The organism is Vibrio hannami (assembly GCF_029589055.1).
Lineage (GTDB): Bacteria > Pseudomonadota > Gammaproteobacteria > Enterobacterales > Vibrionaceae > Vibrio > Vibrio hannami.
The window spans coordinates 1,020,115-1,046,852 of record NZ_JARQZP010000003.1 but is presented as its reverse complement, the minus strand read 5'-3'; the positions used below and the strand labels follow the sequence as shown (position 1 = coordinate 1,046,852).

The 26,738-nt window shown below is 41.9% G+C and carries 18 protein-coding genes, 3 pseudogenes and 1 riboswitch; of the genes and pseudogenes, 14 read left to right on the top strand and 7 right to left on the bottom strand.

The features are described 5' to 3' along the window. Positions 1–15 precede the first annotated feature (15 nt). The gene (gene dgcA, locus P7F88_RS06430) at positions 16–990 is read right to left on the bottom strand and encodes an N-acetyl-D-Glu racemase DgcA (protein WP_277822959.1); all 975 of its coding nucleotides are present in this window, start codon (positions 988–990) and stop codon (positions 16–18) included. Next, positions 987–1,994 carry an N-acetyltransferase DgcN gene (dgcN, locus tag P7F88_RS06425; RefSeq protein ID WP_277822957.1) on the bottom strand — a complete coding sequence of 336 codons (1,008 nt, stop codon included), beginning with the start codon at positions 1,992–1,994 and terminating at the stop codon, positions 987–989. Before dgcN ends, dgcA begins: the two co-directional genes overlap by 4 nt. Positions 1,995–2,812: 818 nt before the next feature. Between dgcN and P7F88_RS06420 the strand changes: the two genes are divergently transcribed. The 3 genes from P7F88_RS06420 (at position 2,813) to P7F88_RS06410 (ending at position 5,590) form a co-directional block, all read left to right on the top strand. Continuing rightward, entirely contained in the window at positions 2,813–4,177 is a 1,365-nt protein-coding gene (locus P7F88_RS06420; protein ID WP_277822955.1) for an alanine/glycine:cation symporter family protein, read from the top strand. A gap of 76 nt (positions 4,178–4,253) precedes the next feature. After that, positions 4,254–5,333: an alanine racemase gene (gene alr / locus P7F88_RS06415; RefSeq protein ID WP_277822953.1), complete on the top strand. Its 1,080-nt coding sequence runs from the start codon at positions 4,254–4,256 to the stop codon at positions 5,331–5,333. 35 nt (positions 5,334–5,368) lie between these two features. Then, complete coding sequence (locus P7F88_RS06410; RefSeq protein WP_277822951.1) at positions 5,369–5,590, top strand: DUF3820 family protein; 222 nt, start codon at positions 5,369–5,371, stop codon at positions 5,588–5,590. Here the strand turns inward: P7F88_RS06410 and P7F88_RS06405 are convergent. Then, entirely contained in the window at positions 5,587–6,231 is a 645-nt protein-coding gene (locus tag P7F88_RS06405) for an HAD family hydrolase (protein ID WP_277822949.1), read from the bottom strand. The two genes, P7F88_RS06410 and P7F88_RS06405, sit on opposite strands and share 4 nt — an antisense overlap. A 265-nt stretch (positions 6,232–6,496) precedes the next feature. On the opposite strand from P7F88_RS06405, the gene P7F88_RS06400 reads away from it, so the two are divergent. From P7F88_RS06400 to P7F88_RS06380, 5 genes and pseudogenes are all read left to right on the top strand, one after another. Beyond that, positions 6,497–7,204 (top strand): CHASE3 domain-containing protein, encoded by a 708-nt coding sequence (locus tag P7F88_RS06400; protein ID WP_277822947.1) that lies wholly within the window; start codon positions 6,497–6,499, stop codon positions 7,202–7,204. 70 nt (positions 7,205–7,274) lie between these two features. Next, positions 7,275–8,717, top strand: coding sequence for a sensor histidine kinase (locus tag P7F88_RS06395; RefSeq protein WP_277822945.1), 1,443 nt, complete (start codon positions 7,275–7,277; stop codon positions 8,715–8,717). Between the two features lie 9 nt (positions 8,718–8,726). After that, positions 8,727–9,131, top strand: coding sequence for a response regulator (locus tag P7F88_RS06390; protein WP_277822943.1), 405 nt, complete (start codon positions 8,727–8,729; stop codon positions 9,129–9,131). Continuing rightward, positions 9,119–9,648 (top strand): annotated as a pseudogene (locus tag P7F88_RS25775) (GGDEF domain-containing protein). Before P7F88_RS06390 ends, P7F88_RS25775 begins: the two are co-directional and overlap by 13 nt. 99 nt (positions 9,649–9,747) lie before the next feature. Beyond that, positions 9,748–11,757 carry a methyl-accepting chemotaxis protein gene (locus tag P7F88_RS06380; protein ID WP_277822939.1) on the top strand — a complete coding sequence of 670 codons (2,010 nt, stop codon included), beginning with the start codon at positions 9,748–9,750 and terminating at the stop codon, positions 11,755–11,757. 80 nt (positions 11,758–11,837) lie between these two features. Here P7F88_RS06380 and add read toward each other — a convergent pair. Together add and P7F88_RS06370 are read right to left on the bottom strand one after the other, a co-directional pair. Next, positions 11,838–12,834 (bottom strand): annotated as a pseudogene (gene add, locus P7F88_RS06375) (adenosine deaminase). 66 nt (positions 12,835–12,900) lie between these two features. Further along, a riboswitch (purine riboswitch) is annotated at positions 12,901–13,000 on the bottom strand. A gap of 191 nt (positions 13,001–13,191) precedes the next feature. Next, positions 13,192–15,242, bottom strand: a pseudogene (locus tag P7F88_RS06370) (alpha-amylase). Between the two features lie 188 nt (positions 15,243–15,430). Here P7F88_RS06370 and P7F88_RS06365 point away from each other — a divergent pair. After that, positions 15,431–16,003: a hypothetical protein gene (locus tag P7F88_RS06365; protein WP_277822937.1), complete on the top strand. Its 573-nt coding sequence runs from the start codon at positions 15,431–15,433 to the stop codon at positions 16,001–16,003. Positions 16,004–16,173: 170 nt separating this feature from the next. Here P7F88_RS06365 and ltrA read toward each other — a convergent pair whose 3' ends face one another. Continuing rightward, complete coding sequence (gene ltrA, locus P7F88_RS06360) at positions 16,174–17,646, bottom strand: group II intron reverse transcriptase/maturase (protein ID WP_277822935.1); 1,473 nt, start codon at positions 17,644–17,646, stop codon at positions 16,174–16,176. A gap of 888 nt (positions 17,647–18,534) precedes the next feature. On the opposite strand from ltrA, the gene P7F88_RS06355 reads away from it, so the two are divergent. After that, the gene (locus P7F88_RS06355) at positions 18,535–19,308 is read left to right on the top strand and encodes a methyltransferase domain-containing protein (RefSeq protein WP_277822933.1); all 774 of its coding nucleotides are present in this window, start codon (positions 18,535–18,537) and stop codon (positions 19,306–19,308) included. 111 nt (positions 19,309–19,419) lie between these two features. On the opposite strand, the gene P7F88_RS06350 is transcribed toward P7F88_RS06355, so the two are convergent. Beyond that, positions 19,420–20,760 (bottom strand): MopE-related protein, encoded by a 1,341-nt coding sequence (locus P7F88_RS06350; RefSeq protein WP_277822931.1) that lies wholly within the window; start codon positions 20,758–20,760, stop codon positions 19,420–19,422. Positions 20,761–21,690: 930 nt separating this feature from the next. Here P7F88_RS06350 and P7F88_RS06345 point away from each other — a divergent pair. The 4 genes from P7F88_RS06345 (at position 21,691) to P7F88_RS06330 (ending at position 26,701) form a co-directional block, all read left to right on the top strand. After that, complete coding sequence (locus tag P7F88_RS06345; protein ID WP_277822929.1) at positions 21,691–23,388, top strand: hypothetical protein; 1,698 nt, start codon at positions 21,691–21,693, stop codon at positions 23,386–23,388. A gap of 922 nt (positions 23,389–24,310) precedes the next feature. Continuing rightward, positions 24,311–24,523 (top strand): transcription antiterminator/RNA stability regulator CspE, encoded by a 213-nt coding sequence (cspE, locus tag P7F88_RS06340; RefSeq protein WP_277822927.1) that lies wholly within the window; start codon positions 24,311–24,313, stop codon positions 24,521–24,523. A gap of 546 nt (positions 24,524–25,069) precedes the next feature. Beyond that, positions 25,070–25,357, top strand: coding sequence for a YkgJ family cysteine cluster protein (locus P7F88_RS06335; RefSeq protein WP_277822926.1), 288 nt, complete (start codon positions 25,070–25,072; stop codon positions 25,355–25,357). Positions 25,358–25,879: 522 nt separating this feature from the next. Continuing rightward, positions 25,880–26,701: a substrate-binding periplasmic protein gene (locus tag P7F88_RS06330; protein ID WP_277822924.1), complete on the top strand. Its 822-nt coding sequence runs from the start codon at positions 25,880–25,882 to the stop codon at positions 26,699–26,701. The last annotated feature ends 37 nt before the right edge of the window (positions 26,702–26,738 follow it).

Sequence of the window (26,738 nt, the reverse complement as noted above, 5' to 3'; positions counted from 1 at the left end):
TAACCTTTATTATCTTTATCCCCAAAGTGCTGGAGTAAATGGCAGCATTCGGTTTTGTTCAAATTTAAATCCATGTTTGATGTCTTGGCTTAGCAGTAACGGGCCATCAAGATCGACAATTTGTGCACCCTGTGCAACAACAAACGCAGGAGCCATACTTAAAGAAGATGCTAGCATGCAGCCAACCATCACTTGTAAACCTGCCTGTTCTGCCTCTTGTTTTAATGCCAGAGCCTCGGTTAGTCCACCGGTTTTATCTATCTTTATATTGATCATTTCATAACGATCAATGATTTGGGCTAGGCTCTTTCTATCATGACAGGATTCGTCGGCACAAATTGGAATGGGACGCGGAAGTTTTAGCAAAACATCATCTTTATCGGCCGGAAACGGTTGTTCTATCATGCTAACACCAAGCTTTACAAGTTCTGGTATCAAGGCTTGATAGATGTTGGCATCCCATGCTTCGTTGGCATCCAGGATAATATCTGAATCTGGTGCTCCGCGCCGTACCGCTTTTACCCGGTCTAGATCTTCCTTGCCTCCAAGTTTCAACTTGAGCAAAGGTCTGTGAGCATTTTCTATCGCCGCCTGTTCCATGTTTTCAGGTGTATCAAGCGAGAGCGTATATGCCGTAACCAGGGGCTCGGGTGTAATAGAAAGACTATCCCAAATCGATATACCTTTGCTTTTACATTTCAGATCCCAATACGCGCAGTCAAGAGCATTTCGTGCAGCACCGGAAGGCAGGAGACTTTGAATTTCTTTCTGATTTACGCCACTTTCCACAGAGGCCTGAATACTTTCCAGTTCAGCTAATACGCTTTCTATAGATTCGTTGTACCGACCGTATGGAACGCACTCTCCTCGCCCTATGATGCCATTTTGCTCTAACTCAACAACAATGACATCAACCTGTGTTTTACTGCCTCGGGATATCGTAAAACTTCCCCGGATTGGCCAACTATTGGTTGATAGTTTTAGCTTCATTTTAGCTCCGATAGCTTCTCTACAATTCGGCTAACACCCTGGCGGAATGGATCAACAACAGGGATGCCAAACTCTGACTCAAGTTTATCCATATAAGATAGTGCTTCTTTTTCTTCTAAAAGAGAAGTGTTCACCGAAATGCCGATAAACTGAGTATTCGGATTGGTTAGCTTTGCAGTAGCGATATTCGCATCCATACAGCTCTGGATTTCAGGTACTGAATATTCAGGCAGTCCACGCATGTGTGTACGTGTTGGCTCATGACAAAGTACCAGTGCGTCAGGCTGAGAACCATGAATTAACCCGGTCGTTACGCCAGCGAACGAAGGATGGAATAGTGAGCCCTGACCTTCGATTACATCCCAATGATCAGCACTGTTGTCTGGCGAGATAGTCTCGATAGCACCGGATATAAAGTCAGCGACTACGCAGTCAACACTAACTCCTTCGCCTGAAATCAGAATACCAGTCTGACCTGTAGCTCTGAAGTCAGCATTCCTTCCTTGAGCTTTCATCTCTTTTTCAATTGCCAGAGAAGTGTACATCTTGCCACATGAACAGTCTGTGCCAACAGTTAATAGACGGCGGCCAGTGCGCTTCTTACCATTTGCTACAGGGTAACTTTGAGTTGGATAGCGAACATCGAATAACTTACGGCCATTTTTATTTGCACACTCGACAATTTCCGGGATGTCAGCAAGTTTATTGTGAAGACCTGACGCGAGATCCAATCCAGACTCAAGAGCTTCAATCAATACGCTGATCCACTCTTTTGAAATGACGCCACCTCTATTAGCCACGCCAATAACCAGTGTTTTTGCGTCAGCTGCTACGGCTTCAGAAATAGACATATCTTCTAACTGACAATCAGCATTACATTCAGGAAGTCTGAATTGACCTACACAGTATTCCGGATGCCAGGTTTTGATCCCTTGAGCAACTTTAGCGGCTAGCGGATCGGCTGCATCACCCAGGAATAGTAGATATGGTTTTTGTAATTCCATTTTAGTTCTCCATTAATTCGATGTCGTGTAGATAAATGTTTTATGTATTGTTGATTTATGTAGTGCAAAATTCGTGACAACTATGAGGGGGTGATGAGCTTTTTATATACTGTGGTAGGTGAGATATCGGGGTTTTGGTAGGTTTTGGGACTGATTTCTTTCTCTGGTAATGTTTTTTTATATGTTGAAAATACGAATATAAATAGAAAATAATTCTGTCTGAATTAAGGTCAATAAAACTAAATGCCAGAATTAAAAAATTCTAAGTTTTATATAATTATGCAGAACCTATTTCTTTTAGGATTATGTGCTATGTGAGAATTATAAGATTTAATGAAATATTTTTTATTAAATGTGTCCACACCCCTGATATATGTCTGGTTATTTATGCTGTCAAATCGTTACTTATTCACCAATGTGGTGCTTTGTTGCACCATGCTGGTGAATGTTAGCTGGATTTTGATGAGAGAATAGAGTTATATCTGGTAGCTGTAGGCTATATTTATTGGGAGTGTTTTAGTTTTACACTAAGAAAAAGGTCAAGATTTACCTCATTGTAATCGGTGGAATATTCTGTATATCAGCACTGTTGTCGGAACTATATTCTATTAAATTCGGTCTGAGTGAATTATCCTCTCTTGCACTATTCCACTTATTTTGATTCATTACAGGAATTAGCTCTCTTTGGCATATTATTATCGAAGAGAGTTACTAAATTGGTCTGTAATTTGCACTTTTAAACTCAGTTTGGTGTTTTATGCAATTACAGATGCTTTTGCCTAAAGAAATCTGAATGTTATAAATACGGAGAATAATAAATGGAAGTAATAACAGACCTAATAGGTCAGTTGAATGGAATAGTGTGGGGCGTACCTATGCTAATTCTTATTCTAGGAGTTGGTATCTATTTAACCGTTGGTTTGAAGTTTATGCCTATATTCAATATAGGACGAGCATTTAAACTGATGTGGAGTGGCCGCTCTTCTGGTGGCGATGGGGAAATTCCGCCATTTCAGGCATTGATGACTGCGATGTCTGCGACTGTAGGTACAGGTAATATTGCAGGTGTTGCTACTGCGGTATTTATTGGTGGCCCAGGTGCACTGTTCTGGATGTGGTTAACGGCCCTCGTTGGTATGGCAACTAAGTTCGGTGAAGCTGTACTTGCGGTTAAGTATCGTGAAAAAGATGAAAATGGTGCCTATGTCGGCGGCCCGATGTATTACATCAAAAACGGTATGGGACAGAAGTGGGCGTGGCTGGGTACGTTATTCGCTCTGTTTGGCGCGGTAGCAAGCTTTGGTATCGGTAACGCTGTTCAGTCTAACTCTATTGCACAGGTGCTGGAATCTAACTTTTCTTTTTCTCCTTTGGTTGTCGGCATCGTTATCATGGTTTTAGCTGGCGCTGTTATTATCGGTGGCCTTAAGCGTGTGGGTAAGTTTGCAGGCGCAATGGTTCCATTTATGGCAATTGCGTATATCGTCAGTGGATTAATCATCCTACTAATGAACTTCGGTGAGCTAGGTGCTGCGATTGCGTTAGTGTTTGAGCATGCATTCACGCCAGCTTCAGCTGAAGGTGGCTTCGCCGGAGCTACAGTATGGATGGCAATTCGATTTGGTGTAGCACGAGGCGTATTCTCGAACGAAGCGGGTCTTGGTTCTGCGCCAATCGCTCACGCAAGTGCTCAAACGGATGATCCTGTTCGTCAGGGCTTGATCGCTATGCTTGGTACCTTCCTGGATACTTTAGTTATCTGTAGTATCACTGGGCTTGTGATTATAATCTCAGGTGAGTGGACTGGTGGTGAATCGGGTGCTGCACTAACGTCTGCTGCATTTGGTCATATTTTACCTGGTTGGGGTAGCTATCTTGTAGCTATCAGCCTTGCAGTTTTTGCTTTCACAACGATTGTAGGCTGGTCTGTTTATGGTGAGCGTTGTGCAGAGTACCTGTTCGGTGCTAAGGCAGTTATCGTATACCGCGTTATCTTTGTTCTTGCTTTACCGGTAGGTGCAATGGCTGAGCTTAACTTTGTCTGGCTGTTGGGTGATACGCTGAATGCGATGATGGCGATACCTAACCTAATTGCGCTTGCGGTGTTAAGTCCGGTTATCTTCTCTCTAACTAAGAGTTATTTCTCTTCTTCAAAAGCAGACGAAGCGTCTGCAACCGAGTAATTATCCTTATAGCTACTTCTTATCTTGATAAGAAGTAGCTTCTTAAAATTGTTAAATCTATTCTTATGGAGTTCTTATGATCACTGCGGAAGCTGTGATTGATCTTAATGCTCTAAGGCACAACTACGCCAGGCTAAAAGAGATCAGTCGTTGTAATAGGGTTATTGCGGTAATAAAGGGTGATGCATACGGTCACTGTGCGGTCGAAGTTGCTAAAGCTTTAGATATCGCCGATACGTTCGCAGTCTCCAGAATAGAAGAAGCGATGGAGCTAAGAACCGCTGGTATACAGCAGCCAATATTATTGCTTGAAGGCTGTTTTTGTCGTGAAGATTTAGCCGTGGCATCTGAATTGAACTTTCAAACCGTTATTCACGACAAAACTCAGCTAGAAGACCTTGTAGCTATTCGACTAAGCCAACCAATCATCACCTGGCTAAAGGTTGACACAGGAATGCATCGCTTAGGCGTTCAACCTGGAGACGTATCAGAATACGTAGAAAGGTTGAGCAACAGTTCAAATATAAAAGGTGAAATAAATTTCGTCAGCCATTTTAGCTGCGCTGATGATAAAGAATCTTCAGTAACTCAGCATCAGATAGACGTTTTTGAATCGGTGATTGCTGACTTTCCCGGAGCCAAATCAATCGCAAACTCCGCAGGTATTTTATTCTGGGACCTGGCCCATTTTGACCAGGTAAGAGCTGGAATTGCGCTTTACGGAATATCTCCAGATGAAAACAGCATAGGCTCTGAGTACGGCCTGAAGCCAGTGATGACGCTGCAATCTAAATTGATATCGGTCCGGGAACATGGCGCAGGAAAGCCTGTTGGCTATGGCGAAATCTGGAAATCATCAACGCCGACCAAAATTGGTGTTGTCGCAATGGGTTACGGAGATGGCTATCCGAGGTTGGCACCATCAGGAACGCCTATTTGGGTAAATGGGCGGGAAGTACCAATTGTAGGCCGGGTGTCGATGGATATGATAACCGTGGATTTAGGGCTCGACTCACAGGATAGAGTTGGTGATAGCGTTGAGTTCTGGGGAGAAAATCTTCCGATAGAAAAGGTAGCCAATGAAGTAGGGACGATACCTTATGAACTCACCATAAAACTGACAAAAAGAGTGGTGAAAACCTATAAAGCGCTATAGGCTAGTGAGCGCTATTATTTTGTAAGAATACTCCAATGTTAGAAAAGCAGAACCTCCTCAAATTAGCCCGAACACAAATGCCATTTGGAAAATATGCGGGCAGAGTACTTATAGATTTGCCCGAGGAATATTTACTCTGGTTTGCCAGAAAAGAGCAATTTCCGGAAGGAGAGCTAGGGCAGTTGATGCAACTCTGTCTAGCTCTAAAAGTTGAGGGGCTGGACAGTGTTGTCAAACCCCTAAAGTACAAAGATTAACTCTCAATCACTGAGATAATGTCGCGCAGCGATGAAACAATGTAGGTTGCTCGTTGCTTAACTTCATCGTTGGGTGGTAGGAGGTCAGGTATCATCGCTGCCTGACACCCTGCGTTCAATCCGGCCAACATACCGTTGTTTGAGTCTTCGAGTACCAGACAATGTTGTGGCTCAACATCGATTGCCTCACAAGCCATTATGTAACAGTCAGGTGCTGGCTTACCGTTTTCTACCTTTTCAGCGGTGATTACTACATCAAACTGTTCAAGAAAGCCTGAATTTTCGAAATGGTGCTTTACGTCTTTAAGAAATGAAGAGGTAACGAGCGCTAATTTTAGGCCTTTCTGTTTTGCTTCTGTAAATAGAGGTTTGAACCCAGCTTTGTATTCAGGTTGCCCTGACTTCAGCTCTGCCAGATAACTATCTCTGACGGTTCTGTACCGTTCTATATCTAATTGTTCACTAAACCAATCGATTAAAAGCTGCTCACATGCAGGGTCTTGTACACCAATAAAATTACGATACAAATCGTCAGTTAACTCAATATCCTGATCTTTAGCCGCTTTCTGCCATGCGATTTTATACAGACCTTCTGTATCGAAAATCAAGCCATCCATATCAAATAAAAGTGCTTTAATCATGAGTTCTTTACATGTAGATAGAAGAGTGTAGGAGTATCATTGTGCCGTTAATGACTGATTTTTAAAACAGAAAAAACATTCCCGTAAAGCTCAAAATTTCACAAGGGGCTCGAGAATTATCTGTCGGCGAGATATCAGCAAGTTTTACGAGATTTTTAGAATTTGTTCAAAGTATTAAAAAAAACATATTACTTTTATAGGTTAAAATAATACTAATATCATAATTTAGTATAATAAAATCATTGTTCGGTAAAGGTTTTGTGGGATGAATATTAAGAACTGGTCCTTGACGAAAAAGCTAAGAACCAATTTATTGCTCTATTTAATCTGTTTTTCTTTGTTGATGATCGCTGCGATATCTGGCTTTAGTAAATCTCAAAAGCTTTTTAATGATGTTGCACATGATACGGTGCCTGACATTGTAGCAATACTGGAGCTTAAGTCTATATCCAAGCGATTGTTTGCTGAAATTCAGGGCTTTGTGGCAACCGGTGATGTCGATGAAATGGAAGAGTTTGCGGAATCGCTTGAGCTTTTTGATGTCTGGTTGGAGCGGTGGGTGATTCATGATTCTGATACGGCAGAGCTTGAGTTAAAACAAGCGATGAGCAACCATAAAAAGGCATTTGAAACCTTTGCGAATGAAATATTCTCCTTAGCAGCAGAAGAAGAGAAATTAGTAGATGAATTTAGTGAAATGTTCGATGAGCTTTCTTATTTAAAAAATAGTCTATCAATAGAACCGAGTGACGTTATTTCCAAAAATCGTATTGATGATTTAATAACTAATTTAAAAATCTTTTATGTTCAAACCTATTCCTCTTTATTGACGATACTGGAAGGAGAAGAAGAAGAAGAATCTAATTTAGAACGAGAATTATTTAAAAATTCTATAAGAGATCTGAGTAATCACATAGGAATAAATGCTCTAGTAATCATTGCTGATAAAATACTGCTGACAAGTGACAAGTGACAGGTTAATAGAAATAGATAACCAAATAAGGGATCTGCTCGAATCGGTAGAAGATTATGAAGAAGAAATTTTGGAAACGGTAGATGAATCGGTAGTGCACCAAACAATGGAGGTGAATTATTCGCTGTCTAAAGCAAGTGATACAGTACTCCAATTTATCGTTTTTGTATCAATATTGGGGACGGCTAGCTTTGTATTAGTTTTACTTATATCTCTTAAGGTCGGTAACTCCGTTGTATCCAGGATTGGTGACCTTCTAGAATCTGTAAAGAAGGTGACAACAGGAAATTTGAATCATGAATCAAAAGTTCGAGGTAATGACGAAATAGGCACCCTAAGTGCAGCCTTCAATGAAATGACAAGCACTCTGCGTAAAACAACCGTATCTAAAGATTACCTTGATAGTCTATTAGCAAATATGAATGAAAGCTTGATAGTGGTCTCGGCATCAGGAAAGATCGAGGTTGTTAATGATAATGCGCTGGCAACCTTGAAATATTCGAAAGAGGAGCTACTTGGAAAACAAATAACGGAACTGATAACTGTTGAAGATACTTCAGAACAATTGGGGCATAGTGACATTGCAACCAAAAGAACCGATGGTTTCTTGGTAACAAAAGAGGGAGAACGAGTTCCTGTTCAGCTCTCTAGTTCTCGATTATTGAACAGCGCCGATAGTTCAGAAGGGGTGATATTTGTTGCTACTGATATTAGCCAATTAAAACAAGTTCAGAAGGAGTTAGAACACTCGAACACAGAGCTTAAACTTACACAGGAGCAACTCATACAAGCGAGTAAGTTAGCGTCGATAGGGGAATTAACCGCAGGTATTGCGCATGAGTTAAATCAGCCACTAATGATAATCCGTAACGGAAGCCAATTGCTTGAGAGAAAACGAGTGAAAGGATTGGTTGATGATAGCCACTTAGAAGGCTTTGTATCATCAGTACTTTCAAACTCGAAACGTATGATGAGTATCATTGATCACCTTAGAACCTTTTCTAGACAAACTTCCAAAGAGTTTCAGGAAGTAGACGTCAAAAAAGTTATTAATGATTGTTTCTTTATGGTGGGTGAGCAGCTAAAGCTCAAGGGTATAAATACAGAAGTCGAGTTAGCTGAAGATAGATTGTTTGTATCTGGAGTGCCTTATCAGCTAGAGCAGGTTATGCTTAATCTACTAGGAAATGCCCGCGACGCTATTTCAGACTCAGATGCGCAAAACAAAGACATATTAATAATAGCCAAACGGTCTGATAGTGATGACAAGTTTATAGAGGTTTTAATTGTAGATAGTGGGAATGGAATTGATGACGAAATTAAAACGAAGATATACGATCCATTCTTTACAACGAAAGATGAAGGCAAAGGCACTGGGCTTGGGTTGTCAATTTCATACGGAATAATCAAAGATCACAAAGGTTCAATTGACGTCGCGAAGACTAGTAAAGATGGAACAACGATGAGAATTACTTTGCCTGTGTTAGATGACGCAGAGCTTACGCAAAACTAGGGGATTGATGTGACAGATACGGTATTAGTTGTAGATGATGAGCCCGAGATTCGAGCGATATTGTTGGAGTTACTTCAGGATGAGGGATATAACGTATTCCAAGCAGAAGATGGGGATGCTGGATACAAGATAATCTTGTCTGAAGATATAGATGTGGTCGTTACCGATATTAGAATGCCAAATAAAAACGGTATTGAGTTACTCAGGGACATAAATAACTCTAATCTTGATGTGGATGTAATTGTACTAACAGGACAGAGTGATGAACACACCGCTATCGATTGCCTCAGAGCTGGTGCATATGACTATTTACTCAAGCCAATTGAAGATCTGGATATATTACTGAACTCTGTCGAAAAAGCATTAGAGAAGCGACATCTAAAGCAAAAAACCTGGAGCTTATGGAACGACTAGAGGAACTCGCGGTAAGGGATCCTTTAACAGGGTTGTACAATATGCGCCCTTTTTATCAGTTTGTAGATTCGGAAATTGAATACTCTTCCGAGAAATCACAGCAATTTGGGGTTCTCTTTATTGATATCGACCACTTTAAAGCTATTAATGATAAGTTTGGTCATTGGTTTGGTGATCAAGTCCTTAAAACATTTGCAAAACTCTTAAAAGTAGAACTAAAAGAAACGAATAAGTTTTTCAGATATGGGGGGAAGAGTTTGTCGTCATTCTCCCTGAAACTAATTTCGACAGGACGTTAAAGATAGCTAAGCGACTGCTAAGTACCGTCCGTAAACATGAATTTGTTTATGACAACAAGAGTACTTACATAACAGTAAGTATTGGAGGATCTGTGTATCCAGTTGATGCTATAGGACAAATTGATTTAATCAAGCTTGCTGACAAAGCGTTATATAGGGCTAAGGAGTCAGGTAGAGACTGCTACGTCGCTTCATCTTGTGAGAAAATACATAGATAGAATGAGAGGTATGAACGCTTAAGCGCTTGATTCCGTATGCACTACGGTCTAGCTTAATACTTAGAAGAATAAAATACGCTCTAAGTATAAGGATATTCAATGTCAGTGCAAAAAGGCTCGCTGTTTAGCTTTGCTAATTTCAGTGTCAAAAGAAAGCTTCAGATTCTCACCCTCCTATTTATTGTCGTGATTTCAGGGCTGGTCAGCTATACGGTTGTCTCCTTAAACCAGCAGAAAGACGATAGCCTCGTGATCAATATTGCGGGTAGGCAAAGGATGCTTACCCAAAAGTTAACCAAAGAGTTTATGTTAGCGCTTCATGTTGCGCAGCAGCACAACAGTAAACCGAATCTATCTTCGATAGAGAATAGCAAAAAGCTATTTGATATTTCATTACAGGCCCTGACCTATGGTGGTACGACCTATTTAGATGTAGGGATGAAACAACCCGTACAACTACCTCCGGCAGCGCCAGAAATCGCAACCCAACTGGAACAGGTTAAAGCACTCTGGGGTCAGCAACATCAGAAGATCTCCCAAATCGCAAACAATAGCTATGACGTAAAAGCGTTAGAAGAAATAAGTGCTCATAGCGTTAAGGTTTTGGCGACGATGAACAAGGCAGTCGTGATGTTTAGTCAAGCATCTGAAAAAGCGATCCTTGTGATGGAAAGAAACCAGGTAATTGGTGCATTCATCGCTTTAATTGTGGCAATCGCACTGTCTTTTATTATTGTTCAAAACATTGTCAATCCGATTAATAGAGCGGTGAAAACCACTAAAAGAATCAGTAGTGGTGATCTAAGGGATTACGATGAAAATGAACATCACGATAATGAGATGGGTGACCTGACCAGGAATGTTGAACAGATGCGGGTGTCTCTGCATGACGTAATAAATGTTGTTCAGCAAAATAGTCGCCAGATGGCACATTCTGCTCAGCAAGTATCTACGGTTTCTGCAGAAATATCTTCGAGCAGCAAGTTAGAGCAGGAGAGTTCAACGCAGGTTCTTGATGCAATCAATTCCTTGATCGACACATCGAACGTGGTGAGTGAACACATTGATAGCACTACTGAGGTTTCAAAAACTACTTTGAATATGGCAGAGAAAGGTATTTTGGTTGTCAATGAAAGTATTGAGGAGCTTAATTCAGCTGTCCAATCGGTCAATCATACAGCTCAGCAAATGGAAGAGCTGCGTAGTTTTACAGAACAGATTAACGAAATTACCGAATCAATTCATAATATTGCAGATCAAACCAATCTATTAGCGTTGAACGCTGCGATTGAAGCAGCTCGTGCAGGCGAACAGGGTAGAGGCTTTGCCGTTGTTGCTGATGAAGTGCGTAACCTAGCAGCCCGGACTTCTAGCTCAAGTGGTGAGATTTCTGATTTGATTTCTCAATTAATGGAAAAGGTGGAGACATCTGTTGGTTCAATGCAAGGTGTGGTAAGCGCAGTACACCAATCACAGGAAAAATCAGCCCAGACTGTGGAATCTTTCACCTCAATGTCTGACGGTATCAGTAAGACTACCGAGAGTGCTTCTGTGATTTCAAGTTACAACCATGAACAGACAACAAACTTAGAATATCTGGATAGTAAATTGAAGGAATTGTTCTCAGTGTTAGTTGAGAGTAGTGGTAAAGCGAAAACGACATCTATGGTTGCTGGTGATCTCTACAACATTTCAGAACAGTTAGATGGACAGCTCAGAGGTTTTGTTACAGAACTCAATGAGTCTGTTGGGCTGGAAGGTCATGATCAGAGAAGAACCCCAAGAGCTGAGAACAAAATTCGTGTTCATCTTAGCCAGAACGCAACGACAGCGGATGGCTTAACCCATGATATCAGCATGGAAGGTTTAAAGATTCGTTCCAGCTCAGAGTTTGAAGTCAACAAAGTACTGACTGTTCAACTGCATATGCCCACAGAGATAGCTTCAAAAACGGGTAGAACCCTGTCATTGGGAGCAAAAATTGTGCATAGCGATCCATCAAATGAGCACTTCACGTACGGTATTCGTTTCGAGTCAATGTCAGCATCCGATAAGGATAAACTGAGGGAGCTGTTTACTTTCTTCAAGCAACCTTATAAGTACCATTAGTTTTAACCGCTTGAATTTATGCTAATAAAAACAGGCTAGCGTTTTGCTAGCCTGTTTGCGTTGAGGTTATGCTTCATTGCCTACTTTGGTAAGTGAGCCAGCAACAGCTGCTTTACCTCATCGGATGCAAATGACGATTCAGCGCTAATTTGATAGATCGCGAAGTATTCTTCTTCCGTTAACTCAAACTCTTCGATCACTTTACGCACTTCATCGGTCATGGTGGTGTTTGACACCGTGCGGTTGTCCGTATTGATGGTGATAGTTACACCATCTCGCAGGAACTTACTGGCAGGGTGAGACTTTAGGTCATCAACTGCTTTAGTTTGTACGTTACTGCTTGGACAAGTTTCCAGCGCGACGTTTTGCGCTTTAACCAAGTCATAGGCACCTTTATGGCCTTTTATGTGGATGCCATGTCCAACGCGCTCAGCTCCTAACATGCTAATAGCATCATAAACGTTCTGACCGGATCCTTGTTCACCAGCGTGAATGGTGATGTGGAATCCTTTTTCCGAAGCATATTTTGCGTAGGGGATAAATTCTTCACAAAAGCCGGGTAGTTCACCACCTGCTAAATCAAAGGCTGTTACGCCTTTACCCAGATATTTTGCGCCAATATCCACAACCTTCTTTATTTGGTCTTTTGGCATATGGCGTAAAATACACAGAATATAATTACCCTTGATATCGTATTGAGATTCCGCCTTTTGCATTCCTTTTACAGCAGCCGTTATGATCTCATCCAGAGAGGCCTCTTTGCTGGTGGAGCAATGGGCCAAATCGAACCTCAAGATACTTCACGTTTTCTTTCGCAGCATCTTCGAATACCTCAAAAGAGATTCGCTCAATCGCCTCAGCGCTTTGCATTACTGATAGTGGTAGCTCAAAACGTTTTAAGTATTCATCAAGGTTAGGGCAAGTTTCAGGAGCGATCATCAGCTCTCGAACTTGTTCGATATCTTCAGTAGGTAATGAAATATTTTGTTGTTTTGCCAGTTCAATAATAGTTTCAGGGCGAACGCTACCATCAAGGTGGCAATGTAGATCTATCTTAGGAAGGTCAAAATAATTCATGAGTCTCTACCTTTATTAAACAAAGATCAACGACAACAAGATCATTGATTTTGTTGTGAGTGACAAAAATAAAGTTACAGACTTCATAATCAAGAGTTTAAGGCTCTTGGTAGAAACTCCCAAACCATATCATTGGGATTATACGAAGTTACGTTAGTTTCATTTGATTTGAAACTTGGGCGTGAATACTAACGATATTTTTATCGACTGTCTAAATGATTTGATACCAAATTGAAGGGCAATCGTTAAAATATTATTAATATAGTAGATATTAGATATCTTTTGATGAAAAAATCCCCACGCTTAGTCCAAACCGTACTAAGTGTGGGGATTTTGTAATTGTCTGTTTGAGTATGTTTACTTCCCTGCGAAAACAACGATCACTTTGTCATCGCCAAGGCTTCTTGAGAATACATAAGCGCCATCTTGTTCAATGACTTTATGTTCACCGGCACCGATAGCGGCATGTGACTGGCGGAACTGACCTAGTTTTTTCCAGTGTTCCAGAAGGGACTGTCGTTTCTCATCAAGATTCCAGACCATATCGGAACGAGTCCCTTGATGGAAATCATCTGCATAAGGACCAATGTTTCGGCCAACTTCATCGCCGTAGTACACCTGCACTGCACCTGGACTTAGTAGTAGAGCACTAGCTGCACCGCGCTGCATTTCGAACGACTTGAATCGGCTGAAGAACAGTTCTGTGTCATGAGAAGACATGTAGCTCACCGGGTTAAAATCAGCTTCTTCCGACATGGTTTTTGCGTAGCTTTCGTAAGTACTATCCATTTCAGTAAGACACGCTGCACCACGATCCATTTTTTCTGCATATCGAAGTTGATGAGTGCGTCGAAGCCATCGTCGAAGTAAGGACTGCGGTAAGCAGTATGCCCCCACACTTCACCCATCATAAAGAAAGGCTGACCTTGTTTACTATTTTCTTTACGCCATTGTTCAAGGCTTTCAGAAGCTTCTTTCTTAAGACGCTTCCATACCTCACCTTCCACATGTTTTACCGTATCTACGCGGTATCCGTCGATGCCAAAGCGCTTAACCCAATCTGTTTGCCATTCAATCAAATAGTCGCTAACGGTATAGCTATCTTTTGCTTCTACTCTTGTCCCCGGGTTATCTAACAACCACTTTGGCGGTGTAACGTGTTTGTCTGACTCTGTCAAAAAGTCCGGCAAGCCAGCAAGAGAAAGCTTTGTGTCGCTGCTGCCCGGTTGTGGATAGCCCGGCAAACCAGTACGTACCCAGTCAGGCCCCCACCACTGCATCCAGTTAGGGCTCTTATAGTTAACTTGTTTGTGGTAGCTGTGCCAGTTTTCACCATCTGATGGTTTCCACTCGGCCCTCTGTTTTGGCCAACTATCCAGTGGTGTAACCACATCAATTTTATCAAACTGAAGATCAGCAAGTGAAGAGTATCCAGAGTGGTTAATCACCGCATCCAGAAGGACTTTAATGCCACGTTTATGCGCTTCCTCAACCAGTGTTTTTAAATCTTCATCCTGACCGAAGTTTTCATCAATTTTAGTGAAGTCTCGTGTCCAGTAACCGTGATATCCATAGAATGGGAAAGAGCCTTTCTCACCGCCGCCAACAAAGCCATGCATCTGTTCAACAATCGGAGACAGCCAGATTGCATCGGTGCCAAGGCTTTGGATGTAATCCAGTTTTTCGATAACCCCTTTCAGATCGCCACCATGAAAAGTGCCAACTTCGTCTTTACCATCTTTTTGACGCCCGTAGCTCTGGTCGTTGCTTTTATCTGCGTTGTAGAAGCGGTCGACCATGACGAAATAAATATTGGCGTTTCTCCAGTCTAATTCGCTAGAAGTTTTCTCTCTTTCAACGGGCTCCAATAAAGCAACACCACCACTTAGTGGTGAAGGCGTTAAAGACACTTTATTATCAGTGACCGTTACAATTGCACCGCTATAGGCATCACGTAGTTTGGCTCCATCTGGATAGGTTCCATCAAGGGTTATCGTGATCTCACCACCGTCATACTTTTCGCACTGGACATTAGGAAGGGGTCGTTTGAACTCTTTCTTTGCAGATTTTTTTGGTTGACGCTTTACCAGTATTATTTTTGCGTTGTCATCGTAGACAAAAGCATAGTCGCCACTAAAACGAATCTTTATTGGTAACTCGGTTGGTGCGCCACAGTTGAGTGACAGCGGGTTGTTAAAGCGAACTTTTTGATTTTCAGGGGCACTACAGTTGCCATCAACTTCGGTGATCTTCAGTACGTAGTTATCTTTTGTGAGAGAAACCACCAGAGGCTCACTTTCAGACAACGGGAAGTTACGGCTGTTAGTTGTGGTAGATACTGCTAAGTTTGCTGCGATAAGCGCCGGGGAAACTGATGCCAGCGCCAGAAAGAGGGCAGAGCGTTTCATGAATAAACCTTCCTATAGTTATTTATTCAGATAGTAAATAAAGAAAGTCTTTCCGACATCATTCTGTGGCTCTACGCCCTTTTTCGTTAACCAGATCAAATTTACTGAAGCATCTAATCCCTTTTGGGGCGTAGGACACTCATTGCGTATCGCGCTATATTAACCGGGCTTCTAATTTGGAAAATCTCATGAACATCAATCCGTTATTATTTTTGTTTTTGACTCTGATTTCTGGTCAGGTAACTGCGCAATCGGCGTCTTTATCGCTGCCATGGCTGGAACCTATGTTATTTGGTGATACCAGTGAGTTCGATGTGAGCTCACTGGAGCATATGCCGGGGCTGTTTGATTGTGGAGAGGAAGAAGGGGTGGAGTATTGCTCAGAGCCTGTACGCTATTACACCACGCTGGTGGATAGCTTCGTATGGGTAGAAAATGGCCGTGTTAAGACTGTTGAGTTAAATGCTCCATTTACACCGCTGAGTTACTCAGAGCTACAACTAAGCCTGCGAAAAGATGGTTATGTACTTGCTACGGTAACCATAGGTGATACTACAATCAATGTGAAAGAGGAGCTGGATACCAAACCCGTTTATAAGGTTGATCGTGAAGTGATGAAATTTATGAATAAAGGTTCGATCACTAAACCACGTACACTTATATGGGTGCCGAAAAATCAGTTTGAACACTCGAAGCCAGATCGCTACGCTGAGTTTATCAGCGATGGTAAAGAGATCATCGTCCGCTTCCATCAGCTCTAAAGACCGATAGAGTCACCTAGTAATCACAAGTCAGAGCCTTTAGCCTTCGAATAGTTTTTGTCGAGTAGACGACACTTGTTACCAAGTGCCGCCCCTCTAAGAACCGTACGTGCAACTTTCACTGCATACGGCTCAAGCCTCCACTAAGGCATCGTTTGATACCCAACAACTCATAAAGCAGTAGGAACAGGTTCGATCCAAGAGTTACGAGCTCGCCTTTTTGACTTTCGCTTAGCCAAGTATTCTTGGTACTCGGGGTCAAAAGGGGTCGCTGCACTCCTGATTTTCACATGTCGTTCGATAGGCACTTTAGCTATTTGGAACAGATTGAAATGACAGTCCATGTTCATGATTTTCTGCCAACCGTGAAATTGCCACTGGCCTTTACGATTGAGAAAGTACTTATGAACAACCCAGTCTTTGGGCTTGGTTGGATGACGTCTAACTGCCCAGTGCCATAGCGCTTGGAATAGTCTGTGGCCGATGTACCCGAATACTTGTTTGGCAACGCAATGACGATAGTAATTCGCCCATCCCCTAAGTTTTGGATTTATCAATCTGATAAGATCGTTAACAGGAATGGTTGCGTGCTTCTTGATAAGTTCACGTAGATTTCTCAAGAATAACAGCGTGTTGGATTTGCTCGGTTTGATGAGCAATTTCCCTTTGTACTTCCTGTGGTTGAAACCCAGAAAGTCAAAGCCATCATCAATATGAGTAATCTTCGTTTTCTCTTCGGATAGGGTTAACCCTCTTTCTGCCAGAAAGTCAGCAATCAACGGTTTGATGTCGTTCACTAGCACTTCCTTTGAGGCGCAGGTGACGACAAAATCGTCGGCATATCCAATAAAGTTGGCTCTTGTACCCTTTTTAAGAGCGGTAGACTTAATACGCCGTTCGAGACCAGAGAGCGTCATTAACATCAAGGTTGGGGATATAATCCCACCTTGAGGCGTGCCTTCATCAGTATCGTAAAACAGCCCTTTCTCTACAAAGCCAGACTTTAACCATTGCTCCAACATACGCTTATCAATAGCGACATTGTCCATAAGCCATTGATGCCCGATTTTGTCAAAGCAGGCTTTGATGTCACCTTCAAGAACCCATTGTGCTGACTGTTTTTGGCTCAAGCAGATAAAACACTGCCCGATTGCGTCAGCGGAGCTGCGTCTTGGTCGAAAGCCGTAGCTGTTAGGGTCGGCAAGACTTTCTGACACTGGCTCTAATGCTAATAGGTGAAGTGCTTGTTGCGCTCGGTCTATCATACATGGGATACCCAGTGGTCGAAGTTTGCCATTCTTTTTGGGGATATAGATACGCTTGAGTGGTCTGGCTTGATAAGCCTTTCGACTCAATTGATTCACTGCTTTCATGCGGCGTGCATCCGTATTCCAGATGACACCATCTATTCCAGGCGTTTTACTGCCTTTATTTTGAGATACTCGCCTAACCGCTAGGAGTTTAGCAGAGCGAGAATGAGTCAAGAGCCACTGTAAAGACTTCACCTTACGATATTTCTTTTCTCTAGTTGCTTTTGCGATACGCATTTGAAGCTTTAATACGTGCGCTTCAATGGGTTTCCAGTCGATAGACTGCCATTGGGCACCGTCAGAAGATGCACTAATCTCTTGCGAGACCACCATTTGCTTTTCCTCTTAAATAAAGTTCTTCAAATTCTCTCGCAAAGGGAGACCAGTCGGAAGTGGGCTCACTTTCGTGATCAGGGACAACCCTGTATCAACATCATTACAATGCAGCCTTTGCTTTCTCCGACCTCCTATACCTGCACCACTATCGGCCACAGCGGCTTTCCCCAAAGGGAGTGATACAGGCTTACCCTGTTCCATATGTCACGTAAAATGTCAGCTTAGATGCCCACTATAGTGCGGAGAGTACTGCGATCACGAAAGAGTACTGTCCAACTTCTTTCCGACTCTCATTGCCGTTTTGGCCACAGCGTATTAACCACTTCCGCTGCTTCATCATATAACGCGCCTTACGTGGATTCACTTACGTTCATCATACTGACACCCTAGCACTTACCCGATTTGTGGTTATCAGGAAGAACCTCCTCTCACGATTCAGTTCCCACTCGGTCTAGCGCAACCAAGTATCGTTACATTGTCGGATTCGCTGCTTTATTCAGAATCCTAGGGTCATCTGGTGATACAGATGGTTCACTCTTATCGTGGTGAACAACGCTTCATACGACTTCAGGTCGCACGGACAGAACTGAGTTTGGAGCTTCGGGCGCGATCTACCCTTCGGATAACTTCTGATATTGCAAAACGTAGAACGGCACCTCAATGTGAGATGCCGACCATGCAAGCTTTTGGACAAATGCTTCCACCTTTGAGGGGTGACGAAAATCTATTTTATGCAGGATTTTTGTAAAGCCATGCAGTATCTTGTCAGCACCAGAACCAATGTTGTCACTGAAATTGTTCTGAATCAGGGCTTAACTCTCTGCCCCCCTATAGTTCATCTATACTCAAAACTATCTACAGAATGATCCAAGTTAGGAGGCAAGCGTGAATACATTTGCTTATGATGAATCCCTAGCAAAAAAACAGGAGCAGATAGCAGCTACGTCAGATATGTGCATACAGCGTAAGACAATATTAGATTGCGCCAATATATCGGCCGGAGAACAAGTGATTGATATCGGCTGCGGCAACGGGATTCTTGCCCGCGATATGCTGGAATATGTGGGTAAAGAAGGAGAGGTTTATGGCTTGGACAGCGTGGTCCCAATGGTGGAACTCGCAAGTTCCCTATGTAGTCAGGGCAACTTTATTCTTGGCAGTGTTGACGACATGCCGTTGGAAGATGAACAGTTTGATGTTATCACGGCTAGCCAGCTATTTTGTTTCTTGCCACAGCCAGAGAAAGCCTTAGCCGAGTGTTGGCGGATACTAAGGCGTAGAGGGCGCCTCATTGTCCTCGACACCGACTGGGATTCACTTATCTGGCACTCATTGGAGCCGTCACTCTTTCAGCAAATCAAGCATAACATGCTGAAAAGATATACTGACGCCCACCTGCCGCGGACTCTGTCAAACAAATTAACTGACGCTGGCTTCACACTCATACAACGCAAATCATTACCGATTGTAAACTGGCAACTTACCCGTGACACTTTCTCGCAGCAGCTACTCAACCTGCTCAAACCCAAAGGCGAGAGTGCTACTGCTGAGGCAATCGAACTCTGGGAGCAGTGGCAACAAGCTTTAAAGGCCATTGATGAGCGTGGAGAGTATATGTTTTCAGTTAACCGTTATATCTTTGTTGTTGAAAAGCAGTAACTTTATGAAGAGTTGTGGATATCACCAAAACAGAGAGTTTTTTACATTCTATATAGCAAAAACAGCACTCACAATAGAGTGCTGTTTGTCATTTGTAGGGTATTTAAAAGGCTACCATTGGATTATCGCATATCCGTTGAGTCCAGACTTACCAATGCCAGAGTAACCGCATCCACTACCTCCATCACCTCCACCGTTTTGACCTCCTAATCCGCCAGAACATGTGCCACCATCGGAACCATTATAACCACCAGGACCACCTATACCACCAGCGCCTGGGTGACAAGCTTCAGCACTTTGACCTCCGGTTCCACCCAATGCAGAAATATTCGTAAAATCAGATGACATAAGACTAGAACTACCATTTTGTCCTGAGCCACTTCCCGCAACGCCTCCTGCACCAATGGCGATATTGAAAGTCTCACCCGGAGTAACTACCAAATCACCTATATAGCGACCCCCACTTCCACCGCCACCGCCACCATATCCATCTGAAAAACATGTCGATGAGTAAAAACCGGCACCACCGGCACCACCGCCGCCCCAAAGCTCAACATGAATCTGTGTAATACCTTCTGGAACAATAAATGAGCCGCTCTCGTTGAATCTGTCCTTATTAAAACCTTCATCAATTAAAGTATCACAGTCGTTATCGATGCCATCTTCAATTTCCGTTGCTGACGGGTAAACATTTGCATTGCTATCATCGCAGTCACCAGAGATGCTCACATAATTGCTCGGAGCACTACATGCTATAATTGTCGTATCCGCAGCCCCGTACCCATCTGAATCCAGATCGAGGTAATAGGTTGTTTCCCCTAGTGCACCAGATTCATCTATTTGTCCGTCACAATTATTGTCTATGCCATCACATGCTTCTGTTGCTTGAGGATTTACAGATGGTTTACTATCGTCGCAATCAATTGGAGAGCCACAACCAAATTGAGCAAAAAAGCCATCCGAATCATTGTCTGTGCATACTAAGCAGCCCTCATCTACAGAGCCGTTACAGTTGTTATCGACACCATCACCACAACTCTCAGGCATATTAGGGTTTACAGTCGGATTATTGTCGTTGCAATCAAGTGGTGGATTAAACCCATCCCCATCTCGATCCAGGCAAAAGTCTCGTGCGCCAATATCACTAATTTGTTTTTTTTCAACTTCGACTTGAGCAATGGTTCCAATAATAAGCCCATTGTTTACCACAACTAAATCATAGCTACCCTGCTGGACGTAGCTCAACTTAAAATTTCCGTTACCATCAGTAGAAGAGCGATACGAAGTCCCTCTGATGTACACTTCCATATCTTGAGTTGACTGGCTGCACTGGCTTAGTGAACCAATAATGTCGCCGGCTTCACGGATATTGTCAGAGGTTTGTGGGGCGGAGTTGGCACCAAAAGTAGCAACGCCATATAGTATAAACACAAAAAAGTGACCTAATTTCATAATCATAGTTCCTTTATTGTAGAGACAATACGAAGGATGAGCATACTGATACATTTAATAATAGTGTTTGTGAGGTTTTTTTGCATGAAAATAAGTCTCATTAATACATATAACACTTATTATGGGAGAGGACTTAATTGGTTTGAGTGTACTGTACTACTTATGCTAAACACGCCCTAGGAGACGGTTCTGTACCTGAAGATGATTTATGATTTTCCTAATTATTAAGGCTGTTGACGCAATAATTGTTCACATTGCCGGAGAGCGACACCTCTTCAATTGGTTAGATTCGTGAACGGAACTGGACGGCATGACTTACCGGATAGTTCTAATCTGGCATTAGGAAATGTAAGGAACTCTGATGACGCTATTTATCAGCCGAGAATCTTGCGGACACATAATGGGGCATAAACTGCTTAGAGCAATTACGTTAAATCATCGCTGGACATTTTCAATTTACGGCAACGGGCTGATTTCTACCCTTCGGATAACTTATGATGTCCCAAATTAACAAACGGCATCTCAATGCGAGATGCTGAACCTGAAAGGTTTGGACAAAAGCTGTCATTTGCGCTTTGTCGCATAATACTAATCTCATGCAGTAATTCTTAGAAAATATGCAACGTTTCACCAGTCACCCAAGCGCTAATTAGATGGGACGCCCCTCCAAGGGTTTAAGCGAACAAATCTACTTCTTAACTTATTATGCACAGCATCTCTTATTGCATGTGTAACTTAGTAAGAAGTAAATATAGATTTCGCAACATAGACAAAAACTCACCGTCATGACTGTATTTTTTGTCAAAACAAACCCCTTAATGTCTTAAATATCAATTAATTAAATCTGTTGCATAGTGATACCTAATATATGTATAGTCTCTGATGTGAAACGCTTGTTTTATAAACTATAACTATGAAAATTAGGTGATTATGAATAACGCAAAGAAGTTCAAAAGAATTGCTAGTATCGCAGTGTTACCGCTTGCTATTTCAGCATGTGGAGATGATAGCTCTGTAGACACATCATCCTCAGCTCAAGCAACTTATACCGCTATAGACGGGTACCTAGGGCAAGCTGAGGTATACTTTGATCACAACCGAAATGGGGTCGCTGATAGCGATGAGCTCCAAGGCTCTACAAACTCAAATGGTGTCTTTGTCGGTGATGATAGTGATGATGACCCAGTTATCATTAAAATTGTTGCAGGTACTACTACGGACAGCGACTATACAGGTGCACTAACCGAAAACCGCGAACTAGTTGCAGCAGCAGGTATTAATACCATCACACCTTTCTCAACTATAGCCTATCTGCAAGATATGGATATGTCAGAGTTAGCTACTGAGTTGGGGGTGTCGCTTGATGAAATTCAGGGAGATTTTATCGCTGAAGGTCATGATGAAGTACATGTATTGGCCCGTTCTATATACCAGCGTTTAGACTCTAGCTTAGCAGCTAGCGAATCTAATATTTCAAATATTCACTCAGAAGCTCAAACTATCAGTCAATTTATCAGCAATAATAGTACCGCAGACTTTAGTGATCTTATTGTTGAACTCGACGCAAGCAATAACCCTAGTTTTGCATCTATTACCGATTCTGATTCTAGCCCCGTAAATACTCAATTTAACTTTGCCACCGCAACCGTTCAATGGGAACAAAAAGATTTCAGTGCACACCAATACAATGGCAGTACGTTTCATCCATGTTATCCGCATAAATTGTCAGATAGCAAAATCATAGCAGGGGACTGTATGGGTGAGTACTTTATTGTACTTTCCGCAACAGACGGCTCCATCCTGTCGTCATTGGATATATCCTCTACGCCCGCAGAAAACTGGTATCTTGATGGTGAGGTTCTTATTGTCGAAACAAATAATACTACGTACTACTATGATGAAAATTTGTCTGCACTACCTTCTTACACACCAACTCAATCTGTATATTGGTCTGGTGATGAATGGAATGTCATCAACAACTCCAGCGAGACACAAATCGATAACTTGCAATCAGGTTTTAGTGATCACAAAACAACTTCAGGTATGTGGCGTTCTGAAGGCGTAGCGTACCGCGTATATTACACTTATGATCCTTCTAGATCAGATGGTGCTAATATATACACTGCACTGGTTAACGGCACACTGGATACCGAAAGTAATATAACATCTGAGCCTACCATCCAATCAGCAGTTATAACTGCGCACAATAGCTCTGAACTAGGTTCAGATTATACGGCAAGTACGAGTAACACTTCGGTGACTTACCTTTCACAAGGCTCTTTTTTAGTTCGGGTTGATACTGATTCTACCTATGTGAGTGATGACTACCATTACATGTATAACGATGGCAATGTGGCTTACCTTGGAAAATTCTACCAAGGAAGTTGGTACGGTGGCTTAGATAACAGCACTGTAACTTGGTATACTTCTCTTCGCTCAGCTAAAGTTAATGGTTTCTATCCAGAACCTCATCAATTTAAGCAATTTGCACTGGATGACGGTGAGCTTGTCGGTACTTGGGAAAAGCCTCATTCAGAATTTGAGCCAGTACTTTATCGCCAGGAGCATTCTTCTCTGGGGATTGTTTCTATTTCTGACTCTTACTCCTCAGTGTCTTTGATAAAATAAGACTCTGTTCGATTTAAAGGCATCTATGATTCACCATTGATGCCTTTTTGAACCTATCACTCTATTTTGAGTACAAACCTGCTAATATCAGCAAATACTGAAAAACAAATAGCCTGTCACTCCTAATTATTGACCTTAGTTGATATTTAATTTGGGCTGCATCTTCTATTTCTCCAAAATACCAGACGCAAACAGCAACATGTTTGAAAACCCCAAGCTGTTGGTATATTTCGTCCAAAGATTCTGCCTTGTTCATATCTATAAGTGAGCTATGCCTTCCAGTGAGCTTGCATAACGATGCAGGTAAAAGTTATTGATTGAGAACCCCGCCCAAGCAAATTTTTGGAGATAGCTTTTACCATGTTTTATCTTCCGTTCGTTCAGATAGTGCCGATAAATCAGGGACGAAATTTATCGGCACTAAATCGAACTGGCACGTTTTGGGCAAAGATGAGTCAGCGGAAGTCTCGCTGACTCAAAGATGGACAAAACCGACTTAACGTAAATGCTCTATCATCCCGCTTTCAGATTACTTTTCGTATCCTAAAACGAGATTCGGCACCTCTATGTAAGATGCCGAATCTGAAAGGAAATGGACAAAACTTTCCAGTAGCTGAAAGTTATTATGCATTTGTAGTTATGCATTTAATTAACATAAAAATAGCTCATCACTATTGATGTTGAACTGGGCTATCTCAAATTCAACAAATTTTGAAAAACATAAAATAAAGCTGTTCATTTTCCAAACAACCTGTATAGTGCGCGTAGCTCTTGCAAACGAGCTATTAGTGAAAATTTAGTACAAGCCCTCTCCCAGTTTCCTTTCGATACCTTCGTTTAGCTCCTGCGATTGCTTCTCGTCATAGTTTTTTAAATAGCAGTTGCTCGTAGTTTCAATATTATTAATTTCTTAGAGGTATCTATGTCTACTAAAACAACTGGTTCAGTTAAATGGTTTAACGAAACAAAAGGCTTTGGCTTTATTTCACAAGACAATGGTGGCGCTGATGTATTTGTACATTTCAGAGCTATCGCGTCTGACGGCTTCAAAACACTAGCTGAAGGCCAAAAAGTAAGCTTTAACGTTGAGCAAGGCCAAAAAGGCCCTCAAGCGTCGAACGTAACTGCACTATAGCATCAGTGGGTGTAATGCAAGTGCATTACACCCGTATTCTTTCCATATAACCATCTAATACACTTAAATTTCAGGAGTTTTATTGCCTCGAAGAACTAGTCGCCAGCGATACTGGTATAAAAAATTATCTGATAAACATAGAAGATCAAATGAAGCTGAGCTCAACGTATGTTCCAAATAGAGTTTTGCTTGGTCAATGAACAACTTAACTGGTCAGCAAGCATACATCAACTTAATAGTGACATTCTACAACGTCACATTTCCCCCAAACTTCACTCTAAACAGAATAATCTAGAATTTACCTTCTCTGAGTCAAATATGATGGGAAGTATATTATCAACCACTGGGGTGAAGTTAGGCACTTTCAAAGTTGACTAACAACCATGCTAAGGAAAGCTCAAATGAATAAGAGTAAAAAAAGATCACCTAAAAAAGAAAATAAACCACTTAAAGGTGAAAATGAAAGCACAAAATCAGCAAGAAGAAAAAATCGAAGATATTCTTGAAAAACGCGATTTTGATAAATTATTTGAGCTGTAATCTCTTATGAACATACCTGCCAAAAGCGAGATTGAGCCAAATATTAGTTGTTCAAACTGTAAGGCTTGCTGCTGCCGCCTTGAAGTAATGATTATTTCAGACACTTCAGTTCCAGAAGAGCATATTAGTAGAGATGCTTGGGGTGGAGAGACTATGCTTAGGTTGGCAGATGGCTGGTGCTCAGCACTAGATAGAGAAACCTTCAAGTGCAGTATATATGAGAACCGAACTTGGATATGTCGAGAATTTGAGATGGGCTCTTATGAATGCCAAGAAGTGTACAGTTTCAGATAGGTGATGGTGTAAAAAACTCTAGATCTTGCTTAGTTCCAAACAATGCTTTTCAAGGCAGTTGCATAACAATTCAAATAGGGAAATACGTGTAAGAAACACCGCACTTGCTCGAAAATGGGAGAAACCTTCCACCGCGTCTCGGTTTACTTTCAGACTAGGATGGTCCAAAAGTTAGGGCCGAAATTTATCGGCCTAATATCTTGCTGACTCAGAAAGGGGCAGAACCGAGATAGCGAGCTCACAGCTAACACATCAATGGACATGTTTAATTCACGACGGCGGGGTAACTTCTACCATTTCGATGAGTTTCGTTTATGAACTATTGGGATAGGTAGTGCTTGCTGAATCTTAAAGCAAGCGAAAGAGCCTCTGTAAGACTTTATGGTGGGCAGGATAATTGGTTATTTTTTCCAGAAAAACGTAATGAGGCTAAAATGTTGCGTTATAGGGCTTAGCACTTAAAATTATTCTTAATGACACTGTTACTTTAGCCCGACTCTAACAAATAGAGAAGATTATTTTATGGCTCTTATTCGTCTGATCTTAGTGAGACTAGTTTGCCTCGTATGCACACAGATATCTTGGGTACACGCCGTACAAGCAGATACGATCAACGTATCTGTACTTGAGTTTTGCCCTTACGTATGCGACCCGTTAAAAGAAAATGGCAAGCTTGGTTTTACAGTCGATATAGAAAAGGTGATCCTTGAAAGAGCTGGACATCAGGTTAATTTTGATATTGTTCCTTATGCTCGCTCGCTGAAAGGTACCGAGCTAGGGATTTACGACGCTGTAGGCATCTGCAATGACCATAGTTCCGAGGTCAATATCTGCTCTAGTGAAACTATTGGCCCAATGATCTATACCTTTTATGTACTTAAAGATCAGCCTTGGAGATATACCGGTATTGAATCTATTAAGCAAATAGTCCTTGGAACCATCGCAGGCTACAACTTAACTCAGATATCTCCTGAATATCAGGATTATGTCGAAGAGCACGAAAACGAGAAAAAGAGGGTTCATATACATCACGGAAAGGGGGATCTCGTTTATCGAATGTTTAAAAAAGTCGAATTAGGCCGTATAGACACGTTTAGCGAGGCATCTTACGTAGCGCAATATTACCTAAATACTCACAATTTGGCAGATAAATTCGTAGATGCAGGTAGGTTTAAAAAGACGTTATGGGGGCGTATTTGTTTTTCACCGAAAAACCCTAAAGCTCAAGAGTATGTAGAACTGATCGATAAAGGGGTAAGAAAGATGAGGGCTACAGGGGAACTGCAAACTATTATGGAAAGCTACGGGTTAGGGTTGTGGGAGTCAGAGATCAAAAGCAAGTGATAACCAACTATATTTCTAAATTTCTCGCTTCATTTAT

Bases quoted from the DNA above. Each gene is read 5' to 3' on its own strand.
- P7F88_RS06330 (WP_277822924.1), top strand. From the start codon at position 25,880: ATGGCTCTTATTCGTCTGATCTTAGTGAGACTAGTTTGCCTCGTATGC.
- dgcA (WP_277822959.1), bottom strand. From the start codon at position 990: ATGAAGCTAAAACTATCAACCAATAGTTGGCCAATCCGGGGAAGTTTT.
- cspE (WP_277822927.1), top strand. From the start codon at position 24,311: ATGTCTACTAAAACAACTGGTTCAGTTAAATGGTTTAACGAAACAAAA.
- P7F88_RS06420 (WP_277822955.1), top strand. From the start codon at position 2,813: ATGGAAGTAATAACAGACCTAATAGGTCAGTTGAATGGAATAGTGTGG.
- P7F88_RS06400 (WP_277822947.1), top strand. From the start codon at position 6,497: ATGAATATTAAGAACTGGTCCTTGACGAAAAAGCTAAGAACCAATTTA.
- P7F88_RS06410 (WP_277822951.1), top strand. From the start codon at position 5,369: ATGTTAGAAAAGCAGAACCTCCTCAAATTAGCCCGAACACAAATGCCA.
- dgcN (WP_277822957.1), bottom strand. From the start codon at position 1,994: ATGGAATTACAAAAACCATATCTACTATTCCTGGGTGATGCAGCCGAT.
- alr (WP_277822953.1), top strand. From the start codon at position 4,254: ATGATCACTGCGGAAGCTGTGATTGATCTTAATGCTCTAAGGCACAAC.
- P7F88_RS06405 (WP_277822949.1), bottom strand. From the start codon at position 6,231: ATGATTAAAGCACTTTTATTTGATATGGATGGCTTGATTTTCGATACA.
- P7F88_RS06335 (WP_277822926.1), top strand. From the start codon at position 25,070: ATGAACATACCTGCCAAAAGCGAGATTGAGCCAAATATTAGTTGTTCA.
- P7F88_RS06350 (WP_277822931.1), bottom strand. From the start codon at position 20,760: ATGAAATTAGGTCACTTTTTTGTGTTTATACTATATGGCGTTGCTACT.
- P7F88_RS06365 (WP_277822937.1), top strand. From the start codon at position 15,431: ATGAACATCAATCCGTTATTATTTTTGTTTTTGACTCTGATTTCTGGT.
- P7F88_RS06345 (WP_277822929.1), top strand. From the start codon at position 21,691: ATGAATAACGCAAAGAAGTTCAAAAGAATTGCTAGTATCGCAGTGTTA.
- ltrA (WP_277822935.1), bottom strand. From the start codon at position 17,646: ATGGTGGTCTCGCAAGAGATTAGTGCATCTTCTGACGGTGCCCAATGG.
- P7F88_RS06380 (WP_277822939.1), top strand. From the start codon at position 9,748: ATGTCAGTGCAAAAAGGCTCGCTGTTTAGCTTTGCTAATTTCAGTGTC.